Annotated in this window: 9 protein-coding genes; 6 read left to right on the forward strand and 3 right to left on the reverse strand. The window is 67.2% G+C overall.

What is annotated here, in order from left to right:
• Nucleotides 1–34 precede the first annotated feature (34 nt).
• Nucleotides 35–2,944, reverse strand: coding sequence for a two-component regulator propeller domain-containing protein (locus WC815_15260; protein MFA5910138.1), 2,910 nt, complete (start codon nucleotides 2,942–2,944; stop codon nucleotides 35–37).
• A 104-nt stretch (nucleotides 2,945–3,048) separates the two neighbouring features.
• Between WC815_15260 and WC815_15265 the strand changes: the two genes are divergently transcribed.
• The 3 genes from WC815_15265 to WC815_15275 all read left to right on the forward strand — a co-directional run bounded on the left by WC815_15265 (nucleotide 3,049) and on the right by WC815_15275 (nucleotide 5,941).
• Entirely contained in the window at nucleotides 3,049–3,381 is a 333-nt protein-coding gene (locus tag WC815_15265; protein ID MFA5910139.1) for a PadR family transcriptional regulator, read from the forward strand.
• A complete protein-coding gene (locus WC815_15270; GenBank protein ID MFA5910140.1) occupies nucleotides 3,378–4,025 on the forward strand; it encodes a hypothetical protein in 648 nt (215 codons plus the stop codon). The genes WC815_15265 and WC815_15270 overlap by 4 nt, the downstream gene beginning before the upstream one ends.
• Before the next feature lie 254 nt (nucleotides 4,026–4,279).
• The gene (locus WC815_15275) at nucleotides 4,280–5,941 is read left to right on the forward strand and encodes a kelch repeat-containing protein (GenBank protein ID MFA5910141.1); all 1,662 of its coding nucleotides are present in this window, start codon (nucleotides 4,280–4,282) and stop codon (nucleotides 5,939–5,941) included.
• Nucleotides 5,942–6,050: 109 nt separating this feature from the next.
• On the opposite strand, the gene WC815_15280 is transcribed toward WC815_15275, so the two are convergent.
• Entirely contained in the window at nucleotides 6,051–8,435 is a 2,385-nt protein-coding gene (locus WC815_15280) for an endonuclease MutS2 (GenBank protein MFA5910142.1), read from the reverse strand.
• Nucleotides 8,436–8,604: 169 nt separating this feature from the next.
• Nucleotides 8,605–9,360: a nickel pincer cofactor biosynthesis protein LarB gene (gene larB / locus WC815_15285; protein MFA5910143.1), complete on the reverse strand. Its 756-nt coding sequence runs from the start codon at nucleotides 9,358–9,360 to the stop codon at nucleotides 8,605–8,607.
• A 125-nt stretch (nucleotides 9,361–9,485) separates the two neighbouring features.
• On the opposite strand from larB, the gene WC815_15290 reads away from it, so the two are divergent.
• The 3 genes from WC815_15290 (at nucleotide 9,486) to WC815_15300 (ending at nucleotide 13,696) form a co-directional block, all read left to right on the forward strand.
• Nucleotides 9,486–10,571, forward strand: a complete 1,086-nt coding sequence (locus WC815_15290) for a glycosyltransferase family 61 protein (protein MFA5910144.1) — start codon at nucleotides 9,486–9,488, stop codon at nucleotides 10,569–10,571.
• 108 nt (nucleotides 10,572–10,679) lie between these two features.
• A complete protein-coding gene (locus tag WC815_15295; GenBank protein MFA5910145.1) occupies nucleotides 10,680–12,176 on the forward strand; it encodes a cellulose synthase family protein in 1,497 nt (498 codons plus the stop codon).
• A gap of 137 nt (nucleotides 12,177–12,313) precedes the next feature.
• The gene (locus WC815_15300; protein MFA5910146.1) at nucleotides 12,314–13,696 is read left to right on the forward strand and encodes a pitrilysin family protein; all 1,383 of its coding nucleotides are present in this window, start codon (nucleotides 12,314–12,316) and stop codon (nucleotides 13,694–13,696) included.
• The last annotated feature ends 75 nt before the right edge of the window (nucleotides 13,697–13,771 follow it).

Here is a 13,771-nt window from a genome sequence, read left to right on the forward strand (position 1 = left end):
GAAGCTACGGCGGACAAGACGGCGGGGCAGGCCTTTACTGCCGGGCCGGTTTCGTGACCGGCACCCGGAAGGTCACGCGTACTCCGCCTTCGGGGCGCGGGCCGACCTCGACCGTCCCGCCGACGCTCGCCATCCGTTCGCGCATGTTGGTCAGGCCGTTGCCCGTGGGATCACCCTCCGCACCCAGGCCGCGGCCGTTGTCGGCCACTTCGAGCCGCAGCCCCAGGTCATCCACGGCCACCGCCATGTGAAGCTCGGTCGCCCGGGCGTGCTTGACGGCATTGTTGATGGCTTCCTTGCACGCCAGGTAAAGGTGACGCCGGGTCTCCGACAGCAGCTCGAACGCGCCCAGGTCCGGGGCCAGTTGCACGCGCAGCCGCAGTCCAGCCGAGCTGACGTGTTCCTCGGCAAAACGCGCCGCGTAGTTGGCGAAGCCTTCGACCGTGTCCTGGCGGGCGTTGACCGTCCACACCAGCTCGTCGAGCGTCTCGATTGCGGTGCGCGCCGCGGCCGACACGCGCGTGGGCGGGGCGTCGCCATCGGCCAGCAAGGCAATGTGGGAGAGCCGCGAGCCGAGGTCGTCGTGCAGGTCGCGGGCAATGCGCTCGCGCTCGCGCTCGATCGCGCGCTCGCGCTCCAGGTCGGCCAGTCGTCTCCGGCTTCGCCGTTGCGCCACGTTGTTCACGATCAAGCCGGTGGTGACCAGGAGCAGGCCGAGGCCCGCGGCCTGAACCGCCGGCCGCTCCCAGAAGAACGGCAGCACGACCAGCCGCGCCGTGGCCGGGCTGGTGCTCCACATGCCGTCGTTGTTGGCGGCCAGCACTTCGAGCGTGTATTGTCCCGGCGGCAGCCGGCTGTAGTACGCGACCCGGCGCGGGCCGACATCGTGCCAGGCGTTGTCGAAGCCGGCCAGCCGATAGCGAAAGCGGACCTTTGACGGTGCCATGAGGCTGAACGCCGTGTAGGCCAACTCGATGGCCGCCGTGCCCGCGGGCACGGTGATACCGCCGTCTGGCTGGCGCACCGCCGGCCGATCATCAAGCATGGCCTCCTCGACGATCGCCGTCGGCACGATCTGGTTGGTGGAGAACGATGCCGGATCGATCACCGCAATGCCATCAATCGTCGAGAACCACAGGCGTCCGTTGCGATCGCGCAGTCCGGACGGGTCGAGACCGCCGCCCGATCCTTCGGGATTCCGCATGCCGTCGGCGCGGTCCAGGATGATGGGATCGAGCGATGCCGCCCGCCCATCGGCGACGGCCTCGATGCGGTCGCGTTCGAGACGGGAAATGCCGCGGGTCGTGCCGATCCATAAATCGCCTTGCGCGTCCTCAATCATGACCGCCACCAGCCGATCGCCGAGGCCCTGCGCGACGCCGAATGCTTCGTAGCGCCCGTGGCGGCGCCGGAACAGCCCGTCGGCGGCGCTGCCAATCCAGAGGTCGCCGCGGCTGTCGACCAGCAGGCCCGAGATGTTGCGGGTCGGCGGGCTGTCACCCGGCGGCAGGGTGCGGAACGCGCCGTCCTCATAGACCGACAGCCCGTTGGCGTTCGAGCCGATCCAGACGCGGCCGTCGCGATCTTGCGCGAAGCTCGCGAGGTACGGCGTGGCCACGCCGTCGGCGGTGCCGTAGGCGCGAGACAATCGGCCGTCGCGGAAGAGGTGCAGGCCGCCGAGCTCGGTGCCGATCCAGATGGTGCCGTCGCGGTCCTCGAACAGCGCGGAGATGTGGTCGTCGGACAGACCCTGGGCGATGTCGAAATGATCGAGTTGCCGGCCCGTCCAGCGATACAGCCCGCTGCCGCGCGTGCCGATCCACAACGTGCCGTCGCGCGCCGGCCACAGCACCCACGCGCAGGCGCCACGCATCTGGTCCGCGAACTGCGGCACGAACCGGCCGTTGCGTAACACCGCGACCGGTCCGCACTGCAGCCCGGCCCAGATGGCGCCGTTGCGATCTTGCACGATCGAACCGACGGCCTCGGCCGGCAAGCCATCGGCGGTCGAGTAGGTGAGCACGCGTTTGGGTTTGATGCGCGCGAGCCCGCCGTAATAGACGCCGACCCACACGCTGCCCTCGGCGTCTTCGTCGAGGGCGACAACCGTGCCGGCCGGAAGCCCGTTGGCCGAGCCAAATCGTTCGACGCCGCCGGCATGAATGCGCGCCACGCCGCTCGTGCCAAGCCCCACCCAGACGTCGCCGGAGCGCGATTGAATCAGCGACGTGATGCCGTCGCTCATGAGGCAGTGCTGGCGACAGCCGCTATGCTCAGACCCGCTCACGAGCAGGCCCTGCGGCGTGCCGATCCAGAGCCGGCCCTCACGATCCTCGAGCACCGCGTCGACCCGGCCCGCCACCGGCACCGGCGACGCGTCGCACTTCGCCGTGCCGGCGAGAACCAGGCACAGGCCGCCCGTGCTGGCGATCCAGATATCCCCGTTGCGCGACCGCGCCATCGCCGTGACCTGTGCTTGGGAGCGGCCGATCTCGACCGCGCGGACGCTATCCGGTCCAATCACCGTGACGCCGTTCTCGGTACCCGCCCAGATGCGACCCGATTGATCCTCCACGATCGTCCGCACGTCGTGCCCCGCCAGCCCGTCGGCCGCTGTATAGACCCGCCGTTCGCCGCCGTGCCACCGCACCAGGCCCGAGCCGGCCACGCCAATCCACACGGCGCCGCCAGAGTCCTCGAACACCACGCGCGCGTGAACGTTGGGGAGGGCGACGGGCACTGGTGTGAAGCGCGCGCCATCGAACCGAACCGTACCGGCCCACGTCGCGACCCACAGGTAGCCGTCGCGGGTTTGCAGGACACTGGCCAGCGCATTGTTCGGCAGGCCGTCCTCGATGCTCCAGCGATCGACGATGAAGCCGCCCTGCGCTTCCGCCGCCAGTGGCGTCAACAGACAGCTGATCAAGAACAACCGGCCGATCATCACCACGAATTCTACCTGCTGAGGGGCCTCGCCAAGTCACGGCGTTTGGGCGCTTTCGAGCCAAGTTGACTTGCCGGCATCATTACTTCACAATAAGTAAACAAATGAGCCGCCGCCTGCTGACCGACTTCGAGCTGATGATCCTGCTGGCGATCCTGCGCGTGGGCGATGACGCGTACGGCGTACGGATTGCGCGTGAACTCGAAGAAACCGCAGGCCGCTCGGCGCAGTTGGCCGCCATCTACGCCGCGCTCGACCGCATGGAGTCTCGCGGGCTGGTGGCTTCGGCGCTCGGGGAACCCACGCCGGAGCGTGGCGGCCGGGCCAAGCGGATGTTCAGCCTCACGCCCAAGGGCCTTGCCCAAACGAAAGACACCCAGCAGGCGCTCACCGCGCTGTGGGCCAACCTGCCGCAATTGAGAGGAGGCCGCGCATGACCCCGAAACATCCGCCGGTTCTGGCCCAGACCCTGCTTGAGTGGGTGGATCCCGCCAACGACGCGCTGCACGGTGACCTGCTGGAAGAGTTCGCGTCGGGCCGCTCGCGCGCGTGGTACTGGCGGCAGGTGTTCGCCGCCGCTGGTGTCGCCATCGCCCGCCCGGTACGCGCGCATGGCATGTCCGGCCTCGAGCCCGCCATGCTCGGCCTGATCATGCTGTTCCTGCTCGGCTTCTACGTGGTCTTCGTCGTCAACGTCACCGACTGGCTGCTGCGGTTTGAAGGCGTCCACCTGTTGTCGCGGGTCCCGAAGTTGCTGGCCTGGTGGCCGGCCGCCGCGCCGGTGCTGGCGTTGACCGCCGGACTGCTGGCCGGCCGGGTGATCGGCGTGGCCGGGGATCACCACCGCGTCGTGCGCATCGTCGCCTTCGGCGGGACCACCATGCTGTGCGCGGTCGCGGCGTTGCAGGCGGTGACCGCCACCGTGGTGCCGTCCCTGTTCCTGCCGGACCTGTATCAGCAGGTGGGCACCACTGCCGCATTCGTGGCTGGGTTGATCGGCAGTCTCGGCGCGGCGGTGATGGCGCGGCCGAGCGACCTGCCGCTCGCCCTCGGCCCGACCAGCGCCGGGCCGGTTCACTAACCACCGACGCCTCCCCATCCCATCACGTCCGTTGGGCACACCGACATGCGCGGCGGGCGGGCGCATGTACATGCACTGGTGCGGGTCCCAAACAGGTCCGTATAGTGCGAGTTGTGCGAAACAGAAAGTCGCTCAGATGTGACCGTCGACGGCTTGGTGACAGCCTCCGCCCGGATCGCCTCAGCGTGCCGGACGTTGGCCCACAATCAGAAGGTTGCCGAGCCGCTGTTCAGCGCGGTAGAAGGAGAACTGTCGTGACCCCAACACACAACGCCGTCCGGTTTACCACCAGTCTTGTGCTGGGCCTGTTCGTTCTTACCGTTGCCGTGTGGGCCGGGTCGCCGATTGGTGTGTTCCAGACCGACCCGTTGGCCGGCCATCGAACCGCCCATGCGGCGGCGCTGCTCGCGGACGGATCCGTCCTGATCGCTGGCGGCCACAATGGCACAAGCCCTCTCGCCGGTGCTGAGATCTATGCCGACGGTGTCTTTGAGCCCCTGACTGCCCAGTTATCTCTTGCCCGCATGGAGTTAACCGCAGTCACCTTGGCCGACGGACGGGTGCTGCTTGCGGGAGGCAACAACTCGACCGTGGCGGAGTTGTACGATCCCGGCACCCGCACATTCGCGACCGGCCCCTCGCTCATCGTGGGGCGGTCGGGCCACAGCGCGACGCGGCTCAATGACGGCCGCGTCCTAATCGTGGGGGGCAGTACCGCCCCAGGTCAGTATTCTGACACCTCCGAGATCTTCGACCCACACACCGACACATTCACGGCGAGTGGCTCCCTGGTGCAGGCCAGAGCGGCCCACCAGGCCGTATTGCTCAACGACGGCCGGGTCCTCGTGCTCGGCGGTTACACACGGTCCTATGTGGAGACGGCCGAGATCTACGATCCGCTGACCGGCACCTTTGCGTCCCTCGGCACCATGCCGGGCGGGCCCAGGGCCAACTTCAGCGCGACCCTGATGGAGAATGGCCGGGTTCTGGTCGCCGGCGGCCAGGGGAACGCCGACCCCACGACCGTGCTGATTTACGATGTGGCCTCGGGCTTCTCGCAGGGGCCGGCCCTGAATTCCGCGCGCCGCGCACACGGCGCGACAAGACTCGCCGACGGACGGATACTCATCGTTGGCGGGAACGACAGCCCGAGTACGGCCGAGGTGTTCGAGGACGGCTCCTTCCGCCAGTTCGCCCTCACCGGTGACCCGCGGGCGGGCGGTTTCCCGGTGATCGCGCTCCCAAGCGGCATGGCGCTCGTCGCCGGTGGACTGACAGGCGGCGGCATTTCGACGAGCGCGATCCTGATTGGTCCACAGCCCCCATCGCCGACGGTCGACGCCGGCGCGGACATTCAAGTTACCGCCGACGCCTACGGCCGCGCGACCGTGACCTTGTCGGCGGCCACGACTAATGCACCACAGCAGGTGTCATACAGTTGGACGCTCGCCGGCGTGCCGATCACCGGCGCCACTGCTCACACGGTGGCGATGAGCCTTCCAGTCGGTGTCCATACCTTCGAGGTTGCGATCACAGATGGGCTGGCGCGTTCGGCGACCGATTCCGTCGCGGTGTTCGTTGCGCTGCCGTCGGCGGCCGGAACTCCTGGCGCGGCGGGACCCGAAGGCCCGCCGGGGCCAGCCGGGCTGCAAGGACCCGCCGGCGCCCAGGGGACTGACGGTCTTCAGGGGCCCACTGGCCTTCAGGGCCCGAAGGGTGACAAAGGTGACAAAGGCGACGCAGGACCGGAGGGGCCTGCAGGCGCACCCGTCCCGGGCTCACTGCTCCTGATGCCCGAGGGCATGCCGGCTCCGGCAGGCTACCGCCGGCTCGGCACACTCGCGGACGGGCGTATCGACGACGACGAGCGCCACCACAAGGTCAGGCTGCGGATCGTGGTCTGGCAGAAACTGTAGCGCTTGCCGAGACTGATGAGGCGCAGCCGAACAAGGGCCGCGCCTCATCGTGCGGATGGTGGTGCGATGGGGTCGATGGGGTCCACCTGGCTGACTGGAGCCACCAGGGTCAGTCCTTGAGTTCGACGATCGTGGCACCACCCCCGCCCTGGTTGTCCGGGGCGGGGTAGTGCTTTTCAACCAGCGGGTGGGTCTTCAGGAACGCCTGCAGCCCCTTGCGCAGCGCGCCGGTGCCGTGGCCGTGGATGATGCGGATCTGCTGTACGTCGGTCACCAGCGTGTCGTCGAGGAAGCGCGACAGGCGATCGACCGCCTCGTCCACGGTCAGGCCGATCACGTTCAGCTCGCTGAGCATGCCCTCGCGCGGCTTGAGGTCCACGTTCACGCGGACTCGTCCCGCCGAAGCCTTGGGCGAAGGCGGACCGCCAATCACGCGCACGTCCTTCAGCTTCGCCCGCATGCGCTTGCCGCGCACGTCCACTTCCGCCTGGTTGCCGTCGATCGAGACGATGGTGCCTTCGAGGCCCATGCCGAGTGACACCTTGGCCCCCACGAAGGGCTCCACCTTCGCGCCCTGAGCCGCCGCGGCGGCGGCTCCCTTCGCGTCGGGATGACGGAGGTCTTCGACAATCCGATCGATCTCTGCGCGCGCTTCGGCCTTGGCCGCGCCCGACTCGCCGGTGTTGATCGCGGCGCGCAGCGACGCCTTTTCCGCGAGCGCCTCCGATCGTTCCTTCAGCTGATCGATCACCGCATCGACGTCACGGCGCGCCTGGCGCAGGCGATCGTCGAGACGTTCGTTGAGGCGCTTCTTGAAGACCTCTTCGCGCTCGGCGAGGGCGCGCTCGCGCTGCGCCAGCGCGGCGTTGGTCTCGTTGAACACCCGCCTCTCGCGCTCGAGTCTGGTGCGGTCGGCCTCGAGCGCGCGCGCCTGCGCGTCGAGGCGCGAGAGGTGCGCCTGCAGCCGTTTCTGGTCGTCGCTCAGGTAGCCGCGCGCCGCCGCAATCACGGCCTGCGGCATCCCGAGCCGCTGCGCCATCTCGATGGCCAGGCTGCGCCCGGGCGCACCGTAGATCAGCCGGTAGGTCGGCGCGAAGTTCTGCGGGTCGAACGCAAACGCCGCCACCGCCACGCCCTCGGTGCCGATGCCCCACGTCTTCACCGAATCGAAGTGCGTCGTCGCCATCACCAGCGCGCCGCGCTGCCGGAAGTGCTGGACGATGGCGGTGGCCAGCGCGCCGCCTTCGTTGGGATCGGTGCCGGTGCCGACTTCGTCGAGCAGCACCAGCGCCGGCAGCTGCAACTCGCGATCCATCGACACCAGGTTGGTGATGTGCGACGAGAACGTGCTGAGGCTGTTCTCGATCGACTGCTCGTCGCCGATGTCGGCGAACACCGCCCGGAACACCGGCAGCCGCGCCACCGTGGCCGGCAGGTGCAAGCCGGCCTGCGCCATCAACGCGAACAGCCCCGCCGTCTTCAGCGCCACCGTCTTGCCGCCGGTGTTCGGGCCGGTGATCAGCAGCACGCGGTTGGGCGGATCCAGCAGCACGTCCACCGGCACCGCGCGCTCGAGCATCGGATGGCGCGCGCCCTTCAATTCCAGGCTGGTGTCGCCGGTGAACGCCGGCTCGATGCCGTTGAGCTTCGAGCTGTAGCGCGCCTTGGCCTGCAGCGTGTCGAGGTCGCGCGCCACGTCCCGAATCACCGCGAGATCACCGGGCCGGTCGCGGAAGCGGTCGGTCAGCTCGAGCAGGACGCGGAAGATTTCCTCGCGCTCGCGATCCTCGAGCTCGACGATGTCGTTGTTGATCTCGACGGTGGCCGCCGGCTCCATGAACAGCGTGGCGCCGGTCGTCGAGCTGCCGTGGACGATGCCCGGCACGTTGCCGCGATGCTCGGCGCGCACCATCAGGACGAAGCGGCCGTTCCGCTCGGTGACGACCTCGTCCTGGAGGTACTTCGCCGAGCTGCCGCGCGTGAACTGCTCGAGCGTGCCGCGCAGCTTCTGGCGCTTCTGACGCAGCTCGTTGCGGATGCGCCGCAGCTCGGGGCTGGCCTGATCCAGCACGTCGCCGCCCGGATCGATGGCGTAACGCACCGCTGCGACTTCGTCCTTGAACGACGTGACGTGGGCGACGAGGCCGCCGAGGATGGGGAAGTCGCCGCCGGCCCGGCGCACGCTGACGCCGGCCTGGTCCACCGAGTCCACGAAGTCCGCCAGCATCCGCAGTTGCAGCGGTTCCAGCGGACGCCCGATGATCGCCAGCGACGCCAGTGCCTCGGGCAGGCTGTCGCCGGCGCGCAGGGGGAACAGGGGATGGCGCTCGAGAAAGCGCACCGTTTCGCTGGTCGCCGCCTGTGCGGCGACGACGGCCGTCGGATCGGTTGACGGCTCGAGCGCCGACAGCGCCGCCGCGCCCAGCGGCGTCAGGGCCAGCGCGGTGACGGCATCGACGATGCGATCGAACTCTAGCGTGCGGGTAGCTAGCATGATGATTTGGTGATTTGGTGATCTCGTGAATTGGTGATTTGTGATCAGGATTTGCGGATTTGGTGATTTGGTGATCCGCCGGCTCGGGGCGGCAAATCGCCAAATCCCGAAGTCGTCAAATCCCGATTGCAAATCTCCAAATCACCAAATCTCCAAATCACTAAATTCGCTACAAATGGTTGATCATCGACGCGATACACCCGGCGCCGTAGCCGTTGTCGATGTTCACCACCGACACGCCGTTGGCGCACGAGTTCAGCATCCCGAGCAGCGCCGCGATGCCGCCGAAGCTCGCGCCGTAGCCGACGCTGGTCGGCACCGCGATCACCGGCACGCTCACCATTCCCGCCACCACGCTCGGCAGGGCGCCTTCCATGCCGGCGACGACGATGATCACCCGCGCGGATTCGAGGCGGGCGCGTTGTTTCAGGATGCGGTGGATGCCGGCGACGCCGACGTCGTACAGCCGATCCACCGTGTTCCCCATCAACTCGGCGGTGACCGCCGCTTCTTCGGCCACCGGCAGGTCCGACGTTCCGGCCGAGCAGAGCGCGATGGTTCCGGCTCCGGCCGGCATCTCCCGCTTCACGGTGATGGCGCGGGCGACCGGGTGATATTCGGCTTCAGGCACGGCGGCTTGAACGGCCTGCCACGCCGCGTCGTCGGCCCGCGTCACCAGCAGCGGATGGCCCCGCCCGACGATCTGCCCGGCGATGGCGGCAATTTGCGACGGTGTCTTGCCCAGGCCGAGCACCACTTCGGGAAAGCCCTGACGCATTGAGCGATGGTGATCCACCTTCGCAAACCCGAGGTCCTCAAAGGGCTGGTCGCGAAACACCCCGAGGAGCCGTTCGTACGCGTCAGTGGTTTCGGTCCGGCCGAGGCGAACCTGCTCGAGGAGGGCGCGGAGTTCTGCGGGTGTCATGCCGATTCGATCTGTGTTGTGGACATTGCCAAGGACACTTCATCATAGATGACGTCTTGAAGGCATTGGATCGACTCCGGCAACTTGCCACCACCCGGCGCCCGCCACCGCTGCGCTGGCGGTTGATGGATCGGTACGGTGAATTGCCTCCCGCGTCGCGGCTCGTCCGGGACGGTCTGCGGCGCGAGGTCAGCCCATCGTGGCCTCAACCACTGCTGTTGGCGCACGACGGCGTGGCACCGAGCTTCGAGCCGGTAGGGACGTTTCACGGCGCGCTCATCGTCTTCTCTCGGGCCACCGTGCTCGACGACAAGGGGTTCATCGAGCTCACCGACGGGTCGCTGTTCGTGGAACCGGTGTGGCATCCCGACAACGTGTTTCCGAGCGCCGCCTACCGGCGACGGCGGTTGGTTCCGCCGCGGCGCCAGCAGGGGCCATGGTTCAGTTGCCTGCTGTTCTTCGCGCACGGGTACTTCCATTGGCTGTGCGACGTGCTGCCGCGATTCCATCGCGTGCTCGAGCTGCTGCCGGCCGGCACGCGATTCCTGGTGCCCTGGGCGATGGAACCGTGGCAGTGGGACGCGTTGGCCGCGGTCGGCGTCGATCGCGCGCGGTGTGTCCAGTTCTCCCCGGGCCGCGGCTGGGTGTTCGACGAGCTCTACTACGCGCCTCCCGCGGCAATGACCGGTGATCACGATCCCGAGGCCATTGCGTGGGTGCGCCAGGCCGTGCTCGCCGCGGTCGGCGTCGATCCGGCCCCGACCGCCGGCGAGAAACTGTATGTGACGCGGCGCCTCGCGGGCCGTCGCCGGATCACCAATGAAGCGGAACTCTGGGGCGGCCTGGAGGCGGCCGGATTCCGGATGGTCGAGGCCGAACGGCTGTCGTTTGCCGACCAGGTGCGCCTGTTCGCGCGGGCCCGGGTTGTGGTTGGCCCGCACGGCGGCGGGCTGACCAACATCGCCTGGTGCCGGCCCGGGACCAGGGTGGCCGAGATTTTCAGCCCGGCATCCGCTGGAAGTCGCTGTTTCTGGACGCTTTCCGCCGCCCTCGGGCACGACTACGCCGCGCTGATTGGCCAGGACGCCAAGGGGCTGCTGAGCCGGTCCGACATCGATTGCCCGCCGTATTTCGCGGATCGGATTCTTCGCTGGGCTTTCCGGGACGAATCGACCACCGCCCGGCCGTTGCCCGCGGCTGCACTTTCGTAGGCTTTTCGCGGTCACCGCAATCCGCTATCGTCCGTGTTTTGTTGACTTTACTGGCGGTCGATTCTTATAATAATGGACTGGATTAAGAGGCAGAAGCCTCCTTCATAGATGACCGTAGTCGAAACACTCATACTCGCTTTATATTTCTTCGTACTCCTCATCCTGGCCGTGTACGGATGGCACCGGTACTACTTGGTGTATCAGTACATGAAGCACAAGCACGAGCAGCCCGTTCCGAAGGGCGCGTTCGACGAGCTGCCCGTCGTCACCATCCAGCTCCCGCTCTACAACGAGATGTACGTGGTCGATCGGCTGATCGACGCGGTGTGCCAGATCGACTACCCGCGCGAGAAGCTGGAGATCCAGGTCCTGGACGACTCCACCGACGAGACGCGGCAGATCACCGAGCTGGCCGTGCGTCGCCACGCGCTGCAGGGCATCGACATCAAGTATCTCCACCGCGAAGACCGCACCGGCTACAAGGCGGGCGCGCTCGATGAAGGCCTGAAGGTGTGCCGCGGCGAGTACGTCGCGATTTTCGACGCCGACTTCATTCCGAAGCCCGACTTCCTGATGCGCTCGGTGCACTACTTCACCGATCCCAAGGTCGCGCTGGTGCAGGCGCGCTGGGGCCACATCAACGAAGACTACTCGCTGCTGACGAAGATCCAGGCCGTGCTGCTCGACGCGCACTTCGTGCTCGAGCACGGCAGCCGCAATCGCGGCGGCTGCTTCTTCAACTTCAACGGTACCGCCGGCATCTGGCGCAAGGACGCGATTGCCGACGGCGGCGGCTGGCAGCACGACACCTTGACCGAGGACCTCGACCTCAGCTACCGCACGCAGCTGCGCGGCTGGCAGTTCGTGTTCGTGCAGGATCACGTTGCCCCCGCCGAATTGCCGGTGGAGATGAACGCGTTCAAGTCGCAGCAGCATCGCTGGGCGAAGGGCTCCATCCAGACCTTCATGAAGCTGATGCCGCGCATTCTGCAGTCGGATCAGCCTTTCAAGGTGAAGGCCGAAGCGTTCTTCCACCTGTCGGCCAACTTCAACTACCCGCTGATGTGCGTGCTGTCGGTGCTGATGGCGCCGTCGATGGTCATCCGCTACAACATGGGTTGGTACGAGATGTTGCTGATCGACATCCCGCTGTTCTTTGCGGCGACCGCGTCGGTGGCCAACTTCTACATGGTCTGCCAGCGTGAGTTGTACCCGGACACCTGGACCGAGCGGTTGAAGTACCTGCCGTTCCTGATGTCGATTGGCATCGGCCTCGCCGTGAACAACACGCGCGCGGTGTTCGAGGCGCTGTTCCACAAGCCGAGCGAGTTCGTGCGCACGCCGAAGTACGCGGTCGAGGCCAACGGCGACGAGTGGAGCCAGAAGAAGTACCGCCAGTCGGTGGCGGTGCAGCCGATGATCGAACTGGCGCTGGGCCTCTACTTCACCGCCACGCTGTTCTACGCGCTGGCCAACGGCATCTACGGCACGGTGCCGTTCCTGATGCTGTTCCAGGTCGGCTTCCTCTACACCGGCATGCTGTCGCTGCTCCAGCAGTACGGCGGCGATTCGGCCGTCGAAGTCGTGCAGGGCAAAGAAGCCTGAACCGGTTCAGAGGTTCTCGGGTTCAGAGGTTCTAAGGGCGGCCAGGTGGCCGCCCTTGCCGTTTCCGGACCCTGCCCGGGCCACGCAACCGTTGGCGCCCTGCCGTCGTCTATGCTTTCGGGAACAAGGTGAACCGCATGCCAAAACGACTGGTCGAGTTGCTGTCGGCGTTACTGGTGGCCATGGCCGCGCTGCCCGCGTCGGCGCAGGACTTCAAGGTGCCGGTGGACTACTTCACGCTGCCCAACGGGCTGAAGGTCGTGGTCAGTGAAGACCACGCCGCCCCGGTGGCGCTCGTTGAGGTGATGTACAACATCGGCTTCCGGGTCGAGCCCAAGGGGCGTACCGGCTTTGCCCACCTCTTCGAGCACATGATGTTCCAGGGCTCGGCGCAGGTGAAGAAGATGGAGCACGTCTCCCTCATGCAGGAGGCCGGCGGCGTCGTCAACGGCTCGACGCGGTTCGACTACACCAACTACTACCAGTCGCTGCCGGTGAATGCCCTCGAACGCGCCCTCTGGCTCGAGGCCGATCGCATGCGTTCGCTCGACGTCAGCGCCGAGAACCTCAAGAACCAGCAGAACGTGGTCAGCGAAGAGGTGCGCGTCAACGTGCTCAACCAGCCGCATGGCGGGTTCGAGTGGATCGAGATCTGGGGGCGCGCCAACACCAATTGGCACAACGCCCACAATTTCTACGGCGACCTCAGTGAGCTCGAGGCCGCCACCCTCGAGGACGTCCGCAGCTTCTTCAAGACCTACTACGCGCCGAACAACGCGGTGCTGGTGGTGGTCGGCGACACCACGGCAGCCGAGGTGCGGCGCCTGGCCGAGAAGCACTTCGGCTCGATTCCGCGCCAGCCGGTGCCGCCCCCAGACGATGTTTCCGAGCCGCCGCAAGCCGCCAGCCGGCATTTTGCGCGCGAAGACAAGCTCGCCCGCACCCCGGCCCTGGCCGCCGCGTGGCACCTGCCGGCGCGCATGTCGAAGGACTTTTTCGCGCTGAGCGTGCTCGATCCACTGCTCAACAGCGACGACAGCGCGCGGATGTATCGCAAGCTGGTGCGCGACGAACGCCTGGCGATGGCGTCGCAGGGCGGCTTCAACTTCCTGGGCAACAACTTCGACATGAAGGGGCCCATGCTCTACACCATGCGGGTCGATTACCTGAACGACAAGACCGCCGACCAGGTGTTGGCCGCGATTGAGAGCGTGCTGGCCGAGGTTCGCGAGAAAGGCATTACCCCGGCCGAGCTGGAACAGGCCAAGACCACCATTCGCTCGGGTTTCCTCGACGACCTCGAAAGCGGCGGCATGCCGAGGTTCGGCCGGGCGAACCTGCTCGCGGCCTTCGCGTTGTTCGATGACGACCCGGGTCGCATCAACACCATCCTCGGGGAACTGGAAAAGGTCACCCTGGATGACGTCAAGGCAGCGGCCGGACGATGGCTCGTTCCGGCCAACCGCACGTCGATCGACAGCCGTCCCGCACCCAAGCCGGCGGCCGGAGGTGCCCGATGATTCGCCGCAGGTCCAGTCACGTGGCCGCCCTCATGTTCGCCGCCGCCGCGATGGCCGCGGCGCCCGCCTCGGAGA

It is taken from the genome of Vicinamibacterales bacterium (genome assembly GCA_041659285.1).
Classification (GTDB): domain Bacteria; phylum Acidobacteriota; class Vicinamibacteria; order Vicinamibacterales; family UBA2999; genus 12-FULL-67-14b.